Annotated in this window: 16 protein-coding genes; 2 read left to right on the plus strand and 14 right to left on the minus strand. The window is 72.2% G+C overall.

The window, feature by feature from the left end; all coding sequences use genetic code 11:
* Window position 1 precedes the first annotated feature (1 nt).
* The 6 genes from AQJ54_RS47410 to AQJ54_RS21120 all read right to left on the minus strand — a co-directional run bounded on the left by AQJ54_RS47410 (window position 2) and on the right by AQJ54_RS21120 (window position 4,678).
* On the minus strand, window positions 2–133 hold the full coding sequence (locus tag AQJ54_RS47410) for a hypothetical protein (protein ID WP_281279400.1): 132 nt from the start codon (window positions 131–133) through the stop codon (window positions 2–4).
* Window positions 123–830 carry a 2-phosphosulfolactate phosphatase gene (locus AQJ54_RS21100; RefSeq protein ID WP_062239625.1) on the minus strand — a complete coding sequence of 236 codons (708 nt, stop codon included), beginning with the start codon at window positions 828–830 and terminating at the stop codon, window positions 123–125. Before AQJ54_RS21100 ends, AQJ54_RS47410 begins: the two co-directional genes overlap by 11 nt.
* A 132-nt stretch (window positions 831–962) precedes the next feature.
* Window positions 963–2,195: an ABC transporter permease gene (locus AQJ54_RS21105; protein WP_062239629.1), complete on the minus strand. Its 1,233-nt coding sequence runs from the start codon at window positions 2,193–2,195 to the stop codon at window positions 963–965.
* Window positions 2,192–2,863, minus strand: coding sequence for an ABC transporter ATP-binding protein (locus AQJ54_RS21110; protein WP_062240482.1), 672 nt, complete (start codon window positions 2,861–2,863; stop codon window positions 2,192–2,194). The genes AQJ54_RS21105 and AQJ54_RS21110 overlap by 4 nt, the downstream gene beginning before the upstream one ends.
* Before the next feature lie 35 nt (window positions 2,864–2,898).
* Window positions 2,899–4,092 carry an efflux RND transporter periplasmic adaptor subunit gene (locus AQJ54_RS21115; RefSeq protein WP_062239631.1) on the minus strand — a complete coding sequence of 398 codons (1,194 nt, stop codon included), beginning with the start codon at window positions 4,090–4,092 and terminating at the stop codon, window positions 2,899–2,901.
* 37 nt (window positions 4,093–4,129) lie between these two features.
* Window positions 4,130–4,678, minus strand: coding sequence for a hypothetical protein (locus AQJ54_RS21120; RefSeq protein ID WP_062239633.1), 549 nt, complete (start codon window positions 4,676–4,678; stop codon window positions 4,130–4,132).
* Window positions 4,679–4,770: 92 nt separating this feature from the next.
* Here AQJ54_RS21120 and AQJ54_RS21125 point away from each other — a divergent pair, with 92 nt between their 5' ends.
* Complete coding sequence (locus tag AQJ54_RS21125) at window positions 4,771–5,472, plus strand: response regulator transcription factor (RefSeq protein ID WP_062239636.1); 702 nt, start codon at window positions 4,771–4,773, stop codon at window positions 5,470–5,472.
* Window positions 5,462–7,288 (plus strand): HAMP domain-containing sensor histidine kinase, encoded by a 1,827-nt coding sequence (locus tag AQJ54_RS21130; protein ID WP_062239638.1) that lies wholly within the window; start codon window positions 5,462–5,464, stop codon window positions 7,286–7,288. Before AQJ54_RS21125 ends, AQJ54_RS21130 begins: the two co-directional genes overlap by 11 nt.
* Window positions 7,289–7,301: 13 nt before the next feature.
* Here AQJ54_RS21130 and AQJ54_RS21135 read toward each other — a convergent pair whose 3' ends face one another.
* The 8 genes from AQJ54_RS21135 to AQJ54_RS21170 form a co-directional block, all read right to left on the minus strand.
* On the minus strand, window positions 7,302–7,589 hold the full coding sequence (locus AQJ54_RS21135; RefSeq protein WP_062239641.1) for a hypothetical protein: 288 nt from the start codon (window positions 7,587–7,589) through the stop codon (window positions 7,302–7,304).
* Window positions 7,590–7,714: 125 nt separating this feature from the next.
* A complete protein-coding gene (locus tag AQJ54_RS21140) occupies window positions 7,715–8,986 on the minus strand; it encodes a 4-hydroxybenzoate 3-monooxygenase (protein ID WP_062239644.1) in 1,272 nt (423 codons plus the stop codon).
* 102 nt (window positions 8,987–9,088) lie between these two features.
* A complete protein-coding gene (locus AQJ54_RS21145) occupies window positions 9,089–10,978 on the minus strand; it encodes a glycoside hydrolase family 97 protein (protein ID WP_062239648.1) in 1,890 nt (629 codons plus the stop codon).
* Between the two features lie 25 nt (window positions 10,979–11,003).
* Entirely contained in the window at window positions 11,004–13,337 is a 2,334-nt protein-coding gene (locus tag AQJ54_RS21150) for a glycosyl hydrolase family 95 catalytic domain-containing protein (protein WP_211278569.1), read from the minus strand.
* Between the two features lie 250 nt (window positions 13,338–13,587).
* Window positions 13,588–14,586, minus strand: a complete 999-nt coding sequence (gene gap, locus AQJ54_RS21155) for a type I glyceraldehyde-3-phosphate dehydrogenase (RefSeq protein WP_062020101.1) — start codon at window positions 14,584–14,586, stop codon at window positions 13,588–13,590.
* A 107-nt stretch (window positions 14,587–14,693) separates the two neighbouring features.
* Entirely contained in the window at window positions 14,694–15,650 is a 957-nt protein-coding gene (locus tag AQJ54_RS21160; protein ID WP_062020102.1) for a GlxA family transcriptional regulator, read from the minus strand.
* 20 nt (window positions 15,651–15,670) lie between these two features.
* A complete protein-coding gene (locus AQJ54_RS21165) occupies window positions 15,671–16,099 on the minus strand; it encodes an OsmC family protein (RefSeq protein ID WP_062239651.1) in 429 nt (142 codons plus the stop codon).
* A 187-nt stretch (window positions 16,100–16,286) separates the two neighbouring features.
* Window positions 16,287–17,945: a hypothetical protein gene (locus AQJ54_RS21170; RefSeq protein WP_062240487.1), complete on the minus strand. Its 1,659-nt coding sequence runs from the start codon at window positions 17,943–17,945 to the stop codon at window positions 16,287–16,289.
* Window positions 17,946–18,274: the final 329 nt, after the last annotated feature.

Raw genomic sequence — 18,274 nt, forward strand, 5'->3', positions numbered from 1 at the left:
CTCACCAAGGGAACGCGCCGGACCCCCTGAACGAGACCAGGAACCAGATCACCAGGGGCAGGAGGACGAGCAGGACGAACGCGGTGAGGGCCTTCGCCCACCCGGCCGAGCCGCCGGGGCCTTCACCGGCCATGCCTCACCTCGCCGTCGGACGACGGGGCGGCCCACGGGCGCAGCACCATGAGCCCGTCCTCCTCTGCCGCCACCATGGCGAAGGAGAACCGGTCGAGTTCGAGGCAGAGGTCCACGTCGTCGGGGTGGACGCCCTTCCGCACCCCCTGCGTCAGTTCGGCCGCGGCCCGAGAGGCACGGGCCCGCCGGAGGTACCCGGCCGCGTTCGTCGCCGCCCCACCGGCCCGTCCGGCGATGTACTGCGCACACGCCAGGTCCTCCTCCGCCCGGCCGTCCTCGCCGGTGACCACGAAGGTGGCGTCGTCGCATCCCCGGGCCCGCAGCAGACGCGCCGTGGCCTCCGCCACCACGAAGCCCGCGCACAGCACCAGGGACGCCTCCCGGACGGCCAGCGCGCCGACGGTTCCCGCCGTCGTCTTCTGCACGACGGTCAGCCCTCCGAGGTCGGTCGACCGCAGCATGCCGGGCGAGTTGACGGCGTCGAACCCCGGCGCGGGCGGCCCGTCCTTGAGCGCCACCCAGTCCGGGTGGCGGGCCTTGAGCTCCAGGGCCTCGTCGAGCGATCCGGCGAGGACGATCCGTTCCGCCCCCTGGGCGAACGCCCAGGCGGCCACCGTGTAGGCCCGCATGACATCGACCACGACCGCCACCGACGGGACTTCGGTCAGCTCGGCGATCCCGAGGAAACGAGCACGCATACGGCCATGATCGGGTACGGCACGGGCAGGGCGACAGCCCCGGTCCGGACCGTGGCGAGATGCCCGTTGCAGACCAAGCCGACAGCCCCGGCGTGCACCGGCCTGGTCCCCGGCCCGCTGAGCCGTACCTCCCTACGCCGTCGCCAGCGCTTCCGTCGGTGTCAGGCGAGCGGCCCGCACGGACGGGTAGACGCCGGCCAGCATGCCGATGAGGATCGCCCCGGCCAACCCGGCGGTCACCGAGGTGAGGGGGACGACCGGCGGCCAGTGCTGGTGGGTGGCGTAGGCGAGGGTCGCCAGGGCGCCCAGGGCGATGCCGGTCAGGCCGCCGAGACCGGACAGGACGACCGACTCGGTGAGGAACTGGGCCCGTATCTGGCCCCGGTTGGCGCCGAGCGCGCGGCGCAGGCCGATCTCCCGGCGGCGCTCGAGGACGGAGATCACCATGGTGTTGGCGACCCCGATGCCGCCGACGAGCAGGGCGACCCCGGCGAGTCCCAGGAAGAGCGCCGAGAACGTGGACTCGGTGGCCCGCTTGGCGGCCAGCGCGTCGGACGGACGGCTGACCTGGACCACTCCGGGCAGTTCGGGGTTGAGGGTGGCGGGCAGCACGTCCCGTACGGCCTCGATCCGCGACTCCTTCGCCTTGAGGTAGATCACGGTCGGGTGGCCGTCGAACCGGAGCAGGGCGCGTGCCGCGTCCCACCCCACCAGCACCGAGCGGTCGATGTCCGGCGACAGCGGGGTCTTGTGCAGGACGCCGATCACCGTGAACCAGCGGTGGTCGATGTAGATCTGCGGGGCGCTCCGGCCGGGGACGACCTTCGGGATGCCGAGCCGAGCGGCGGCGACCGAGCCGAGCACTGCGGTCGGGAACCGCTGGGTGTCCGCGCTGAGGAACCGTCCCGAACCCACCTCGGCGTTGATCGCGCCCAGCAGGTCCGGTCTGCTGGCCAGGACGGTGAGTCCCGTGTAGTCGGCGTCGCCCTGACGGTCGTTGCGGAGCACCTCGGTGTGGGTGTTGGCGACCGCGCTGGCCGTGGTGACGGGCCCGATCCGGCGGGCCATGTCCACCGACTCCGGTGGCAGCAGCACCGGTGGGTCCTGCCGGGCGGGCACGGCCTGGAGCATGTTGGTGCCCAGTGCGGAGAGTTCCCGCATCAGGGCCTTCTGGCTCGACGCCGGGATCCCGGTCACGACGATCAGGGTGGCGATGCCGATCGAGATGCCGAGGGCCGACAGGGCGGCCCGCACCTTGCGGGTACGGATGCCCAGCAGCCCCAGGCCCAGGATGTCCGACGGGGCCAGCCGTACCGGCCTGTCGCCGGTGCGCCGGGCGGCCGTTCTCGTGGAGGTGTGGGTCATGAGCGGCTTTCCGTGCAGGCGTAGACGTCGGTGCGGGCGTCGGAGCGGATGCGGCCGTCGCGGATCTCCACCCGGCGGGGCAGCTGGGCGGCGATGTCCCGGTCGTGGGTGACGACCGCGATGGTGGTCCCCTCACGGTTCAGCGCGGTCAGCAGATCCAGTACGGCGACGCCGTTCGCGGTGTCGAGGGCGCCCGTGGGCTCGTCCGCGAGGACCAGGACGGGCCGGTTGACGAGCGCGCGGGCGATGGCCACCCGCTGGCGCTCGCCGCCGGACAGCTGGTGGGGCAGGTGCCGGGCCCGGCGGGCGAGCCCGACGCGCTCCAGCGCCTCCAGGGCGAGCGGGCGGCGTCTGCGGCGCGCCACCCCGGCGTACAGCAGTCCGGTGGCGACGTTCTCTGCGGCGGTCAGCCCGTCCGTGAGGTGGAACTGCTGGAACACGAAGCCGAGTCGGCGCCCCCGCAGCGCCGACAGCCGGCGGTCGGAGAGTTCCGCCACGTCCTGGCCGTCGATCTCCACGGTGCCGCTGGTCGGCCGGTCCAGCGTGCCCATGATGTTCAGCAGGGTCGACTTGCCGGAGCCGGACGGGCCGACGATGCCGAGCAGTTCGCCCTGCTCGACGGTGAGCGAGACGTCGTCGAGTGCCGTGACCCCGCCGGGGTGGACCATGCTCGCGCCGCGCACCGCGAGGACCGGGTGTCCGCTCACGAGGTCGTCACCACCTTGGTTCCGGCGTCGATGCCCGTGCCGCTGATCTCCACCAGGCCCTTGGAGAACATCCCGGTCCGTACCGCGACCAGTCGGCCGCCCGGCAACTGCACCGCGTAGCCGCCCTCGTGCAGCGCCATCAGCGCGCCGATGGGCACGGTGAGCACGTTCTCGCGGGTCTCCGAGGTGAAACTCACCCGCACCGGCGCCGAGTTGACTCCCCGCACCGCCCCGGTGTCGCGCAGGGCGACGGAGACGGTCAGCCGGGCCTGTCCGGAGGTGTCGTCGCCGCTCGACGCGTCGCTGCTGCGGACGGTGGCGCCGATGGCCGTGACGGTCCCCCGGGCCGTGGAGTCGTCGGGGAGGGTCACGGTCACCCGGTCGCCGCGCTTCATCGAGCCCGCCTCTGACGGATCCACCGAGACGGCCACCGACTTGGTGGTGGAGGTGACGGTCATCAGAGTCCCGTCGGCTGCGTCGGCGAGCTGTGCCTGTACGCCGTCGACCCGCACGGCACCGGACTGGACCGCCACGTCGCCGACACCCAGCACTCCGGTGGCCGGCATACCGGCGGCGGTCTGCCACCGCTTCACGGCGGCGATGAGGGAGCCGGTCAGGACGGCGTCACCGCGCTTGACCTGTAAGGGAGTTGGGGAAGGGGTGGGGGCGGCCGGGGTCGGGGGCGCGTCCGAGGCCGTGCCTGTGGGCGCCGGTTCGCCCGCGGTGACGCCGTCCTGCGTGACCGGGCGTGGAGTGACCCACGTGCCGATCGGAGGCTGTGGGCCGATGTCGTACCCGAGTGCCCTGAGGTTGTCGGCCACCGTCCGCACGTCCGGTCCGGTGGTGCCCCTGGCCCGAAGGGTCCGGTACAGCGGGGTGGCGCCGTAGAGGACCGGCACGGGGACGTTGTCGACCCGGTACAGGGGCTCGCCGCGCCGTACCGTCGTCCCCGCCGCCGGCAGCCAGGTGACCAGGCCGGGCCGGCCGCCCTTGACCGTGGTCGCCCGGCCGTAGCCGAGGGTTCCGTCCAGGGTCTGGGCGTTGGAGAGGTCGCTCCTGGTCACGACTGCGGTCGCGGTCCGCACGGTGTCGCCTTTCGAGGTGTCCGCCCTGCCGTCGTCGTCCTGCCACGCGGTCACGGTGAACGCGCCCGCCACGACGACCGCCGGTACCACCACTGCGACGGCCAACCGCCGTCCGCCCGGCCGACGGGGGCTCCCGGTGTGGTTACTTGTGTCCACCGAACGCCTTCACCTGGCAGTCGATCTCGTACTCGTCGTAGTGGGGGCGGTTGAGCTCGTCCCCGGTCTCCAGGGCCCAACTGCCTTCGTGGACCAGGGCTTTGATGCCGTGCCCCTTCATGCACTTCACCATCTCGCGTACGTCGTCGCTGTAGTCCGGGTTCTTGGCCGGGTCCAGCTCCGGCGGGCTGAGCGGTTCCTTGGTCCGGCAGGCCAGCACCGCGGGGTCGTTCGGCTTGCGCTTGTACTTCTCCTCCGCCCCGTGGTCCTTCAGACAGGAGAGCCACGCGTCGTACATGCGGTTGGTCTCCTCGTTGGTGCTGTCCAGCCGGATCCGTGGACGGCCCGCGTCGGGGTCGGCGCTCGCGCTCGCCGAACCGCCGTTTGTCGCCGGTGTGGTGAGCGAGGCGACCTCGCCGTCGCCGTCCTTGACCGCGTCGTCGTCTCCGCCGACGCCTCCGCAGGCGGTCAGCAGGAGCAGGCAGGCCAGGCCGGCGGCGGTGCGGGCCGCGGTTCGATGGAAGAGGTTCGACATGGGGGCAGACCCTGGCCCGAAGTTATGAGCATCCTGTCAGGACGCGGTCAGAAAGCCGTCTCGTCCGATCCGGTCGCCCCTACTCTGGCCCCATGAACGCCCGTGTGCTCGTGGCCGAGGACGACACCAGACAGGCCGAGGTGATCCGCCGTTATCTGGAGAGCGAGGGCCACACCGCCCTGCTCGTCCGTGACGGGCGCGCCGCCCTGGACGAGGTGCGCCGCCACCGGCCCGACCTGCTGGTCCTCGATGTGATGATGCCGGTCGTCGACGGTCTCGACGTGTGCCGCATCCTGCGCCGCGAGAGCGATCTTCCGGTGCTGATGCTGACCGCCCGCAGCACCGAGGAGGACCTGCTGCTCGGCCTGGACCTCGGCGCGGACGACTACCTCACCAAGCCCTACAGTCCACGTGAGTTGATGGCCCGCATCCGTACGCTGCTACGGCGGACCCGGGCGTCCGGCACCCCGTCGGCGGACCCGGTGCTGCGGGTGGGCGCCCTCGCGGTGGACCCGGTCCGCCGGGCGGTCGAGGTGGAGGGACGGCACGTGGTCTGCACACCGGGCGAGTTCGACGTCCTCGCCACGATGGCCGCGGAACCGGAACGGGTCTTCACCCGGCGCCAGTTGCTGGCGAGCACCCGTGGGGACGACCGGTACATCACCGAGCGCACCATCGACGTCCACGTCCTGAACCTCCGCAAGAAGATCGAGCCCGTCCCCCGCCGACCGGTCTATCTCCAGACGGTGTTCGGCGTCGGCTACCGCCTCACCGACGGCACCCGTGGCCGCTGAGCGGCGGGCGCGTACCGGAGGGCGGGCGGCCCGGCCCGGTCGGCTGCCCTGGCACCGCAGTCTGCTGGTCCGGCTGCTGGCGGCGTCGATCACCATCGCCGTGTGCTCGGTCGCCGCCACCGCCTGGCTCGCCGCGCGCACCACCACCAGTGCCCTCCAGCGGGAACAGGGACAGGTCCTCGCCGACGACGCACGGATCTACGACACCCTGATGGGCTACGCGGCCGCTCACACCGACTGGTCAGCGGTGAAGCCCGCACTGGCACGGCTGGCGGAGCGGACGGGCCGGCACATCACCCTGACCACCCAGGACCGGCGGCCCGTCGCCGTGTCCGGCCCGGCTTCCCAGGACCTGCCCACCAGGGCCTCGGCGCTCGTCGACCCGCTGCGGGCCGACCCGGCGCTGCTGCCCGGCGTCCAGGCGGACGGCATCGACCCGCGCGCGGTCGGTCCGTACCGGCTGCCCGCCGCCGAACGCAAGCAACTGAGCCACCTGGCACGGACGTTGCGGACCTGTCTGCGCGGGACCGGTTTCTCCGCCGGGGTCACCGAAGGGGCGAGCGGCAGGCCGTCCCTCGTCATGACCGGCGACACCGGCATCCAGCGGAAAGTGGGCGAGGTGTGCGGCGTGTTCGCACTCGACGAACCCACCAGGACCGAGAAGCGGGCGCTCGACCGGCTCAACGCCCTGGTCGGCGGCTGCCTGAAGCGGCAGGGGCTGGATCCGGTCGTGGTCGGTCTCGGCTTCGCTCCCGCCGAGAGCGTCAGCGAGCCCGTACGACGATGCGTCGACACCGCCCGTCGTGAGCAGCTCGCGCCCTATGTCGCGCCGCCCGTGCTGCTGTTCGTCGCGAGCGCGGCGGGATCGCCCGCCGCTCCCGGCTTCGACCTCTCCTCCGCGAACACGGCGAAGGTCGCCGGCGTCGCCGCGCTGGTCCTCGTCCTCACCCTGGCGGTCACCGTCACCGTCGGCACCCGGCTGGTCAGGCCCCTGCGTGCCCTGACCGACGCGGCCCGCCACCCGACACAGGAGCACCTGCGGGTACCGGTGACGACCCATGACGAGATCGGTCATCTGGCCGCCGCCTTCAACGACCTGTCCGAGCGCCGCGAACGGCTGGAGGAGCAGCGCAAGGCGATGGTCAGCGACGTCGCCCACGAACTGCGTACTCCGCTCACCACGATCCGCGGCTGGCTGGAGGCGGCCCAGGACGGACTGGCCGCCTCCGACGAGGCGTTCGTCGCCTCGCTCCTGGAGGAGGCCCTGCTGCTCCAGCACATCGTCGACGACCTCCAGCATCTTGCGCAGGCCGACGCGGGCCGCCTCCGGCTGCACGCGGAACCCTTGAGCCCACGGGATCTCCTCGACCAGGTGGCCGCGGCCCACCGGGGCCGGGCCGAGACCGCCGGGGTCACGCTCACCACCCGTATCGAGAACGCCCCGACCCTGTACGCCGACCCCGCGCGCCTGCGCCAGACGGTCGGCAACCTGCTGTCCAACGCGATCCGGCACACGCCGGCCGGGGGCACCGTCACGCTCGGCTGCCGCGGCGACGGCGAGGAGATCGTGATCGAGGTCGCCGACACCGGCACCGGTATCGCGGCCGCCGACCTGCCCCGCGTCTTCGACCGTTTCTGGCGTGCCGACCGGGCCCGCGGCCGGCAGACCGGTGGCAGCGGCCTGGGCCTGGCGATCGTCCGCCAGCTCACCGAGGCGCACGGCGGCACGGTCACGGTCACCAGCACCCCCGGCACGGAAACGGTCTTCACCCTCCGCCTGCCCGCCACACCGGACGAAGCGCTGCTGCCCCGCTAGGACTTGAACGCCCTCACCCGAGACCACGATGGCCGGCCCACAGCACCCCGGCGCGGCTGGCGGCTTCGGAGACCAGGGCCGTCAGTTCGGGCTTGTCGGGCACAGGGAACGAGACGTACGCGCCACGGCCACCACCGACCGGCCTGCCGTAAGCCTTGACGGCGAGATGACCGTCCGGGAGAAGCCTGACGTTGAGCGTGGTCAGCGCGAACGCCTCACCGCGCCGAGTGTCCGTCCAGCGGAGCGCCTCCGGGATCACGACATTGATCGCCAGAGCACTTACTTCCAGATCACTGCTCATGGCCGGATGATCTCACGCGAGCCGAGGCAGGCCGCGGCAACCGGCTTGTGCGGCAGGCAGGTTGATCGCGAGGGCCACCCGCGCCCCCTCGCCGTGCAGGCCCGCGCGGTGCCGGGTGCGATCCGTCAGTCGCCGCCGCGCGCGGAAAGGTCGCCGAACGGTTCCAGGACAGGCACCGCGCCGCCGCTCGGGTCCAGCCCGGTCATGAGTTCGGCGAAGGCGCGGGCCGCCGCCGGGGAGTGGAAGAGCCGGTCGAGACGGGCCAGGGCGAGGTGGCGCAGGAAGGGATCGGCGTCACCGGCGTCGTGCAGGGTCCTGGTGAGCCAGTGGGAGAACTCCTGGTCGTTCCAGACGCGGCGCAGACAGCGTGCCGAGTAGGTGTCCAGCGCGGTGTCGTCGCCGTCCCGGACGAAGTCCCGCACGGCCCGCGCGAGCAGGTCGGCGTCGTACAGGGCGAGGTTCATGCCCTTGCCGCCCATCGGCGACACGATGTGCGCCGCGTCGCCGACCAGGAAGAGACGGCCGTGGCGCATGGGGTCGTGGACGAGGCTGCGGAGCCGGAAGACCTCGCGGTCGGTGATCGGGCCGGAACCGAGGGCGGGGTCGCCGAGCCTGGTGCGCAGGGTGTCCCAGACGCGCTGCTCGGGCCAGTCGTCCGGGGTGTCGTCGGGCGGGCACTGGAGGTAGTAGCGGCTCGCGTGCGGGCCCCGGGGGAAGTGGGCGGCGAAGCCGTGGGGGCCGGTGGCCAGGAGGGGGTGTGCGGGTGGCGGTGCGTCGGCGAGGACGGTGAGCCAGCCGATGCCGTGGTCGAAGGCGTGCGCGGTGAGGACACCGTCGGGGACGGCCGTACGGCTGACTCCCCGGTCGCCGTCGCAGCCGGCGACGAAGTCGCAGGCCAGGGCGTGTGGGGTGCCGTCGGGTGTGCGGTAGCTGACGGTCGCGCGGTCGCCGGTCAGGTCGTGCAGGGAGACGTCGGCGGCCTCGAAGCGCAGGTCGCCGCCGCCCTCCAGGAAGGTCTCGGTGAGTTTCTGCACGAGGACCTGCTGGGGGCACAGCCGGGCCACCGGGCCGTCCGAGCCGTCGCGGTCGGAGACCAGGTGGCTGCAGCCGTCGACGCGGATCTCCAGGATGCCGTCGTACGGGATGCCGCCGAGGACGCGGTCGGCCAGCCCCCAGGAGTCGAACATGCGGACCGCGCGGGTCTCGACGATGCCGGCCCGCTGGCGCTGTGCCACGTGCTCGCGGGAGCGGCGCTCCAGCACGACGCAGGGGACGCCGCTGTGCTGGAGCAGGGTGGCGAGGGTCATCCCGGCCGGACCCGCGCCGATCACCACGACCGTCGTCGACACCGCCGCCGATGCGGGATCGACCTGCAACTGGCTTGCCTCTTCCGCCACTTGGGCACCTCCGGCGGCCAGCCTAGCGAGGATGCCGGCCGTCCGAGCCGTATCCGATCGACCTCTCGCCGATCGGACACGGCTCCCGGAACGACCTCGCGCTCAGCGGTGGCAGGTGGTGAGGCCCGGCCGCCACGGGCAGGCGAGCGCGGCGAAGCCGCCGTTCGCGACGACGTCGACGGTGAGGGTGTCGCCGCCGCGCAGGACCCGGCGGTCCTGGACGAGGCCCTCGGCGCCGTCCCGGATCGTCTCCACCAGCCACCGGCCCGGACCGAGCGCCAGCGGCACCCGGGCCGTGCGGGCGGCTCCCGCGTAGAGGCCGCCGAGGAACCATCGGTCACCGCTGCGGCGGGCCAGCACGGCCTCCTGGCCGGGTGTGCCGGCGAGCAGCCGGGTGTCGTCCCAGGCGGCCGGGACCTGGTCGAAGTAGGCCCGGGCGAGCGGCCTTGCCTCGTACGACTCGGGGGTGCCCGCGAACATCTGGAGGCCCGACTCGTAGGCGACGGTGAGGCCGACCTCGGCCGCGTCGGAGTTGGGGCGCAGTCCGACCCGCTGGAAGGCGCCGGGGGTGAAGTCCATGGAGCCGATGACGTTGCGGGTGAAGGGCAGGGTGGTGAGGTGGGCGGCGGTGTTGGTGCGTTTCTCCTCGCCCGCGACTCCTTCCAGGGTCATGACCTGCGGCCAGGTGCGCTGGATGCCCTTGGGGATCGTGGAGCCGTGGAAGTCGACCATGAGGTGGTGGGCGGCCGTCTCCGCGAGGATGGTGTCGTACCAGCGGAGCATGGGCTGCGCCTCGGAGTTCATGAAGTCGATCTTGACGCCCCGCACGCCCCACTGCTCCAGGGTGGGCAGCCACTGGGCGCGTTCCTCGGGGGTGTCGAGGTCGCGCTGGTGGATCCAGACGATGATGCCGACACCTTTGGCGCGGGCGTACCGGACGAGTTCCGGCATCCAGCTGTCGGTCTGCCAGTCGGGGTCGGTGACGTCCCACTCCCCCGGCCGGTAGTACCAGCCGGCGTCGACTGCCTCGTAGGGCCAGTGGCGTTGGGCCGCATGGTCGACGTACGCCTTCTGCGCGGCGAGACTCTGTCCCGCCTCCCTGCCGCCCGCGAGCCACGTCCACAGGACGGTGCCTGGCCTGATCCAGGAGGTGTCGCGCACCTTGGAGGCGGGGGCGAGGTCGTCGGTGAAGGTGGAGCGGGTGACGGTGGCGAGGTCGCCGGTGACCATCGCGCGCCACGGGGTGGCCAACGGGCCGGTGGCGGCGACCCGTTCGTCGGCGAGCTCGACGCGATAGGTACCGGTGCCCTGGTCGTGGGCGAGCCGGGCACCGGAGTAGTCGCCCGTGAGGTCGGACTCGACGAGCAGGGTGTACCCGCCGTCGGTCGAGAACAGGGCCTGGTCGGAGTACGCGCCGGTGGGCGCGGTCGCGGCGGTGTACTGGGCGAACTGGCCCTCGTTGTCCGCCCGGTAGGCGCCGAGCCACGCCTTCGCGTCCGCCGGGAGGGTGAAGGCGGACGCCTCCCCGAGCACGTCACCGGACCCGGTGGGCAGGACGTACCGGTAGGCGATGCCGTCCGCGGCGGCGCGGACCACGAGGTCGAGCCGGGCGCCCTGTGCGCCGACGAAGGACAGCCGGGTCTCGTTCATCCGGACCCGCCGGTCCAGGCGCTTGCCGGACCTGGTGCGGTAACGCTCCTCGACCTTACGGCTCTTGCGGTGCAGGAAGCGCAAGTCCTTGGAGAGGTCGGCCTGTTCGGTGACGAGGCCGACGGGTGACGGCTCGATGACCGTACGGCCGTCGCGGGACACGGCGAGCGTCAGCCGGCCGGTGGTGTCGTCGAGGCCGACCTCGGCGCGCGGCGCGTGTGCTCCCGCCGACAACGACCATGCCTGGTCGTGCTGTTCGGCCTGGGCGGGTGCGGCGCCCAGGAGTGCGGCCGCCAGCGAGGCACAGACTGCGGTGACCGCCGTTCTGATCGGAACTGACATCGATGTCCTCCGAGTCGTGTGGTCCTTACGGCAGTCCCCAGGCCGGTCCGGGCTCGCTGACGGCGACGGGCGCGAGGGTGAGGTCGGGGCGGGTACCGGTGTGCACGAGCACCTCGCGGCCGCGGGGAAGGTCGATGGCGAGGGTGCCGCCGCCGAGGTCGTGGGTGCGGGCCGGGGTGCCGTCGTCGAGGACGGCGGTGACCCGTCCCGTGAGGCCGTGCTTGAGCTCGAGGGGTTCGCCGGCCAGGCTGCGGACGCGGATGAAACGGGTGGTTCCCGCCTTGCGGACGGCGCTGACCAGGAAGGCGCCCTCGGTGCGGAAGTTGTGCAGGGTGAGGTCCGCCCAGGCGGTCGGGACCGCCGGGAAGACCCGGATCACCCCTCCCCAGCTCTGGCAGAACATGTCGTGCAGGGACTGCGAGGCGGACAGCGGGGTCTCGATGACCGGACCGGCCTCGGTGTAGTGGGTGTTGGCGCGGCAGGGATAGCGGGTGGTGGGGTCGAAGAACTTCCGCAGATAGGTGATCGCGGTGTCGCCGTCGCCGGTCATGGCGTACATGGAGGCGGCACCGGTGTAGCTGTAGCCGCGGTGCGCGCCGGTGAGCGCGTGCCAGTGGACGATCGACCTGGTGATGAGGTCGCGGCTCTCGGGCTGGTCCCAGTTGACGAGGTAGAGCGGGTAGACCATCAGCAGGTGGGAGTAGTGCCGGTGGGACTGGGCGTACGGGGTGTCCGCACCGATCATGAAGCCGTTGTCGTCGACCGGGTAGGGCGTGAGCCTGGCGAGGACCTCCTGCCAGCGCGGGGCCAACTCGTCCTCGATGCCGAGGAGTTCGGCGGATTCGAGGAGGGTCCGGCAGCCCCAGCGGATCAGGGAGAGGTCGTAGTTGGTGTCCTGGGGCGGTACGACCGGGTATTCGGGCGACAGGGTGCTGGGCAGGTGCAGCTTGCCGTCGCTGCCCGGGGTGAGGAAGTGCAGGTAGTAGTTGATCGCCCGGCGCAGCACCGGGTAGATCGTGTCGCGCAGCAGGGCGGTGTCCATGGAGTGGCGGTAGGACAGCCACACGTTGTGCAACGCCCAGGTGAGGTCGCCGACTTCGGCGCCGGTGCCGGGCCGGCCCACGCTGCGGTTGGCGAACATGTCGGAGCTGCGGCCCACGCCCGAGCTGTCGGCGCGGTAGGCGGCGGGCACGTTGGTGGTCAGTTGTTCCTGGTTCTGGCGCAGGGTGGTGGCGAGGGAGTCCAGCTCCGGGTGGTTGAAGCCGTTGATGAGCCAGTACTCCAGCTGGACGTTGAGGTTCCACCAGACCGCGGGCCAGGGCGTGGGCTCCAGCCAGGGCCCTGAGGTCGCCATGACGGGTCCGCCGGCGCGGCTGGCGGAGGCGACCTTGTACAGCTGGATCCAGTGGAAGCTCTGGAGGCGCTGGTCGGGGAACGACACGAAGCTCTTGCGGTAGAAGGCGTGCCACCAGCTGGTGTGCCGCTTCCGGAGCGCGCTGTACGACTTCGCGCGGCGGAGGTTGCGCAGGGAGTCGGCCTCGGCTGCCGTGTCGGAGGGGTGGCTGTGGCCGACACTGAGCAGCAGGTCGTCGCCGGTGCGGCGGTGGGCGGTGGCGGTCTGTCCGCCGCCGGTGAGGGGCTGGAGGACCAGCTCGGTGCCGTCGGGGGCGATGCGGGTGGTCCACGGCGGGTTGGCGGTGTAGTCGGCGGGCGGGGCCTCACTGATCTTCCGGGGGCTGACGGCCTCCTCGGGGTGGAAGGTCCAGGTGGCCCGCTCGTCGCCGCGGGCCGTGACACGGACGGCGAGGACCTCGTCATGGACGAGGGCGGCGAGGGTGAGGGTGCCGGCGGTGGTGGTGACGGTTCCGGTGAGTTCGGCGTTCCAGAGGCTGAGGCGCCAGTCGACGGCGGTGATGGTGCCGGCCGGTTCGAGGGTGAGACGGCCGACGGGGAGTCGGCAGGTGCCCCAGCCGCTGCCGAACTCGGGGCGGTGGTCCTGGACCCGGCCGTGCTGGACGGTGAAGCGGATCTTGTTGGCGCCGGGTTCCTGGTAGACCATGCTGCCCAGTTGGCCGTCGCCGAGGAAGGGGCCCTCGTACCAGAGGGTGGGCAGCCGTCTCCACAACAGGTCCTGGTCGCGCAGGAAGCGGGCCCATGCGTCGTCGGTGCTCATGGTGTCGCGGAGTGTCCAGGGGCGCCCGGCGGCGGCCTGGGCGGGCGTCGGATCTCCGGGGTGGGCCGTGCCGGGTGACGCGGCGGCCGGCGTGCCGGGTAACGCGGTCGCGGCCGCTCCGCCCAACGCGGTGCCGAGCACGGCCCTGCGGGCCGGGTGCGGGTGTCTCTCCGAGGGTGAGGTCATCGTCGTCCTCCATACCTGACGGATCGTCGATACATCGGGTGTATCGAGGAACCTAGGAGGGACCTATGCACCTGTCAATGACTTCAACACCATGGGGATCGCAGGGCAGTTGCGCCACGGGTCGGCAATCGGGCCCCGACCTGGACATCAGTAGGCCCAGACCAATCCCACTCCACTCCTCCGATGTATCTCCGGGGCGGCGAGAACTCGACCATCCAGCGCCGCCCCTGCCCCGCGGTCCGCGTGCGGCTCAGCTCTGAGCGAGCAGCTGGAGGGTGTCGATCACGCGGTTGGAGAATCCCCACTCGTTGTCGTACCAGGCGACCACCTTCACGTGGCGGCCGTCGACGCGGGTGAGCGCCGAGTCGAAGATCGACGAGGCGGGGTTGCCCGTGATGTCGGAGGACACCAGCGGGTCCTCCGAGTACTCGAGGACGCCCGCGAGGGGCCCCTCGGCGGCGGCGCGGTAGGCCGCGAGCACGTCCTCGCGGGTCACGTCGCGGGCAACGGTGGTGTTGAGCTCGACGATCGAGCCGACCGGCACCGGGACCCGGATCGCGTCGCCGGACAGCTTGCCGTCCAGGTTGGGCAGCACCAGGCCGATCGCCTTGGCGGCACCCGTGGTGGTCGGCACGATGTTGACACCGGCGGCCCGGGCGCGGCGGGCATCGCGGTGCGGGCCGTCCTGGAGGTTCTGCTCCTGGGTGTAGGCGTGCACCGTCGTCATGAAGCCGTGCTCGATCCCGGCCAGTTCGTCGAGCACCGAGGCCAGCGGGGCGAGCGCGTTGGTCGTGCAGGAGGCGTTGGAGACGATCGTGTGCAGGTCCGGGTCGTAGGCGTCGGTGTTGACGCCGTAGGCGAGGGTGACGTCGGCGCCGTCCGAGGGCGCGCTGACGAGGACCTTGCGCGCGCCCGCGTCGAGGTGGGCGCGGGCGGCCTTGGCCGAGGTGAAGCGCCCGGTGGCCTCCAGCACGATGTCGACGCCGAGTTCGGCCCACGGCAGCTGCGCCGGCTCACGCTCGGCGAGGACGGTGATCCGGCGGCCGTCGACGACCAGGGTGTTCCCGTCGACGGTGACCGGACGGCCGAGCCGGCCGGCCGTGCTGTCGAAGGCGAGCAGCCTCGCGAGGGTGGCGGGCTCGGTGAGGTCGTTGACGGCGACGATCTCCAGGGCGGTGTCGCGTTCGAGGAGCGCGCGCAGCACATTGCGTCCGATGCGGCCGAATCCGTTGATGGCGATGCGAGTCATGAATGGTGTCCCTTCCCTATGGCCACCAGGCTCGCGCGCGGCGTGCGCCGCTGACAGTGGCGGGATCGCCATGGTTCAAAAGGATCGCGCCAGGCCCGCGGGGAGAGCTATTCACCCCGGGTGAAGGTGCGCCGGTACTCGCTCGGGGTGGTGCCCAGGATCCGCTGGAAGTGCATCCGCAGGTTCGCGCCGGTCCCGAGTCCGACATCGGCCGCGATCTGCTCGACCCCGCGCTCCGAGCGCTCCAGCAGCTCACGGGCCCGGTCGATACGGGCCCGCATGACCCACTGCATCGGCGTGTATCCGGTCTCCTCGACGAAGCGACGGGAGAAGGTGCGCGGCGAGACGGCGGCCTGCCGGGCCATGAGGTCGAGGGTGAGGGGTTCGTCGAGCCGGCGCAGGGCCCACTCCCGGGTGGCGGCGAAGCGCTCGCCGAGCGGCTCGGGCACGCTGCGCGGCACGTACTGGGCCTGGCCGCCGCTGCGGTAGGGGGCCGCGACCAGGCGCCGGGCCGCGTGGTTGGAGGCGGCCACGCCGAGGTCGCCGCGCAGGATGTGCAGGCACAGGTCGATGCCGGAGGCGGCGCCGGCCGAGGTCAGGACGCTGCCCTCGTCGACGAAGAGGACGTTCTCGTCGACCCGCACGTGGGGGTGTTTCGCCGCGAGCGCCCTGGTGTAGTGCCAGTGGGTCGTGGCCCGCCTGCCGTCGAGGAGTCCGGTCGCGGCCAGCGCGAAGGCGCCCGTGGAGATCGCGGCCAGCCGTGCGCCGCGGCCGTGGGCGGCGACCAGGGCCTCGACGACGGCCGGTGGCGGGTCCTCGCGGTCCGGGAACCGGTAGCCGGGGATGAACACGATGTCCGCCCAGCCGAGCGTGTCCAGCCCGTGGGCGACGTGGTACGACAGCCCGTCCCCGCCGCTCACCAGGCCGGGGGCCGCTCCGCACAGCCGTACCTCGTACGGCATGCTCGCCCGGGTGGTGAACACCTGTGCGGGAATCCCTACGTCCAGGGGCTTCGCGCCTTCGAGGACGAGCACGGCGACACGACGGAGGCGGGAGGCGGGCACGGGGACAGGGTACGCAGCGGTCAGGCGTCCTGGACCGTGGCGGTGACGGGCGTGCCGATCTCGACCGTGCGGCTGACCGTGCAGAGCCGGTCGTGGGAGGTCTTCACCGCGCGGGGCAGGATCGTCCGGGCCCGCTCGGCGCCCTCGCCGTCCGGGAAGGCGACGGTGAAGGTGACCGTGAGGTCGGTCAGCCGGTTGCCGAGCTCGTCGTCGACCTTGTTGCCCGCCACCTGGACGGTGAAGGTGGCGGGTTCGGCGTGACGGCTGGTGGCGAGGTCGACGTCCACGGCCGTGCAGCCACCGAGCGCGGCGAGCAGCAGTTCGACCGGGGTGAACTCGTCGTCGGAACCGGTACCGAAGACGATCGTGCCGCCGCGTGCGTTGGTGGCGACGTAGTGCCCGGCCCCGGTGCGCTCGACGCTGACGGACCGCAGAGAGTTTTCGCTCATACCGAGGACATTAGCGCCGGGTGCATCGCGGACCCGGGGCGGCGGGTGCGTCGCGGGGCCCGGGGCGCCGGGTGCGTCGCGGGTCCCGGGGTGCTGGGCGCCTCGGAGGTCTGGAGGGGGCGGGGGGCTCACGGGTCGGGTGCCTCGCGGGTCGGGTGCCTCGCGGGTCGGGAGATCATTGGGAGGCTTAGCCGCAGCAGTCCCTCTCCGTCCGGCAGAAGCAGGATGCCTCGATGGGGACGTCGGCCAGGGCGGTGGTAGTGCGTAGTTGGTGGGCCACGAGTTGTGCCTCCGCGTTCTTTCCGGCACGGGTCAGGCACTCGTGGAGGCCGCGCAACGCCCAGACGTTGCCCGGGTGTTGGAGTGGCCGCGGGAGGGTGTCGTCGAGGCCGAGGTCGGCACGGTAGACGGCTTCCGCCTCGGCCACCCGGCCCTGTTCCAGCAGGAGGGCGCCGTAGGCGTGCCGGGTGGGCTGCATCCAGCCCCAGGGTTCGTCGTAGGGGAGGTTGTCGTCCAGGTCGATCGACCGGGCGAGGGCCGCGAAGGCGGTGTCGAACTCACCCTTGCGGTAGGCGAGTTCGCCGTCCAGCATGGCCGAGGCGATGGCGAGGATGTCGGCGCAGGTGTTGTTGAAGAGCATCCGGGTCTCGGGGACCCGGGCGACCGCCGCCCGGAACAGGGTCCGTTCGGCCTCCGCCTCGGTGACGCGCCCGAGGGCGGACAGGGCGACTCCGCGGGCGTAGTGGAGCATCGCCGTGGTCACGCAGTACAGCCGCGGGTCTTTAGGCAGCGGCAGGTCCAGGATGTCGGTCCAGCGGCCGAAGCGGACCAGGACGTGGACGCGCATCGCGAGGAAGCCCTCCAGCCAGTCGGCCATGGGCGGGCTCTCGACCCGCAGCAGTTCCTCCGGGATCGAGGCCTCCAGCTGCGCCGCCGTCTCCAAGGCCACCTGCGACTGCCCGAGGAACATCGCGCCGTAGATCTTGAAGTGGTAGTTGTGCGAGCGGTAGAGCGTGTAGAAGTTCAGCGCGCCCGCCCGGGCCCGCACCTTCTCGTCGGCGGCGATCGCCGCGCTGTTGTCGGACACCACCCGCCGGTAGTCGCCGCAGAGCACCTCCAGATGGGAGGGCATGTGCAGGAGGTGTCCCGCGTCGGGCACCAGGCCGCGCAGCCGGTCCGCCGCGGTCAGCGCCAGTTCGGGCGTGGGCGACATCTCCATCAGGTGGACGTACAGATGCAGGACGCCGGGGTGGTCGCGTCCGGTGGCGCTCGCGAGCGCCCGTTCCAGGACGGCCCGGGCCTCGCGGGTGCGCGCGCCGAGGGCGGGTTCGCCGGTGCGCAGGTCCCACAGCTGCCAGGGCGTGAGGTTCATCAGCGCGTCCGCGTACAGGGCGGCCACGTCCGCGTCGTCCGGGGCGAGCTCGTGGACGGCACGCATGGCGTCGGCGTACGGCGGGTTCCACACCGTGCAGTCCTCGGCGGGCCTGGCCTGTGGGTAGCGGGCGCGCAGGGCGCCGATCAGGGCCCGCTCCACCGGGGTGGCCCTGGCGGCCGCCTTCTCGTGCGCCGATTCGACGGCCAGGTGGGTGCGTTCGACGGTCCGGGCCAGGTCGCGGGCGTCGAAGAACTCCCAGGGCTTGTTGTAGTTCGGGCCCAGCGCGTAGGCGATGCCCCAGTGGGCCATCGCGCAGTCCGGATCGGCGGCGGCCGCCTTCTCGAAGCAGGCCACGGCCTCCTCGTGGTGGAAGGCGTACGTCCACACCAGGCCCCGGTCGAACCAGAGTTGGGCCTCGGCGGATTCGGTGGTGACGGGTCGGCCGTGGGAGCCGAGGTCGTAGTACTCCATCGCCACTGCCGCTCCTCGCACCGCTGACCTCGCACCACTGACCGGGCCGTACGGGAGTCGATTCTGCCCGAGGAAGGGGCTTTCGGACCCGTGGGAGCGGATCTGTCCCCCGAACGAACGCAGGCGCCGGGACGGGTCGAGGCGGGTCGGCTGAGCCGGGCGGAGGGCTGACTGACCGGGAGAAGGCTGAGCCGGGGAGGGCTGAGCCTTTACACACGGAAGATCCTCAGCAAGCTGCTCCAGAACCCCTTCCTGGCCGGCTCCGGCGCCACGGGGGGGCGAGGAACACGCTGTCGAGCGGGACTCGGCCGTCGTCGAGGGCAGCCCCG

Source organism: Streptomyces griseorubiginosus (assembly GCF_001514195.1).
In the GTDB taxonomy this organism is placed as follows: domain Bacteria; phylum Actinomycetota; class Actinomycetes; order Streptomycetales; family Streptomycetaceae; genus Streptomyces; species Streptomyces griseorubiginosus.

Excerpts from the sequence above, each read along its gene's own strand:
- AQJ54_RS47410 (WP_281279400.1), bottom strand. The coding sequence starts at position 133 with ATGGCCGGTGAAGGCCCCGGCGGCTCGGCCGGGTGGGCGAAGGCCCTC.
- AQJ54_RS21100 (WP_062239625.1), bottom strand. The coding sequence starts at position 830 with ATGCGTGCTCGTTTCCTCGGGATCGCCGAGCTGACCGAAGTCCCGTCG.
- AQJ54_RS21105 (WP_062239629.1), bottom strand. The coding sequence starts at position 2,195 with ATGACCCACACCTCCACGAGAACGGCCGCCCGGCGCACCGGCGACAGG.
- AQJ54_RS21110 (WP_062240482.1), bottom strand. The coding sequence starts at position 2,863 with ATGGTCCACCCCGGCGGGGTCACGGCACTCGACGACGTCTCGCTCACC.
- AQJ54_RS21120 (WP_062239633.1), bottom strand. The coding sequence starts at position 4,678 with ATGTCGAACCTCTTCCATCGAACCGCGGCCCGCACCGCCGCCGGCCTG.
- AQJ54_RS21125 (WP_062239636.1), top strand. The coding sequence starts at position 4,771 with ATGAACGCCCGTGTGCTCGTGGCCGAGGACGACACCAGACAGGCCGAG.
- AQJ54_RS21135 (WP_062239641.1), bottom strand. The coding sequence starts at position 7,589 with ATGAGCAGTGATCTGGAAGTAAGTGCTCTGGCGATCAATGTCGTGATC.
- AQJ54_RS21145 (WP_062239648.1), bottom strand. The coding sequence starts at position 10,978 with ATGTCAGTTCCGATCAGAACGGCGGTCACCGCAGTCTGTGCCTCGCTG.
- AQJ54_RS21150 (WP_211278569.1), bottom strand. The coding sequence starts at position 13,337 with ATGACCTCACCCTCGGAGAGACACCCGCACCCGGCCCGCAGGGCCGTG.
- gap (WP_062020101.1), bottom strand. The coding sequence starts at position 14,586 with ATGACTCGCATCGCCATCAACGGATTCGGCCGCATCGGACGCAATGTG.
- AQJ54_RS21165 (WP_062239651.1), bottom strand. The coding sequence starts at position 16,099 with ATGAGCGAAAACTCTCTGCGGTCCGTCAGCGTCGAGCGCACCGGGGCC.
- AQJ54_RS21170 (WP_062240487.1), bottom strand. The coding sequence starts at position 17,945 with ATGGAGTACTACGACCTCGGCTCCCACGGCCGACCCGTCACCACCGAA.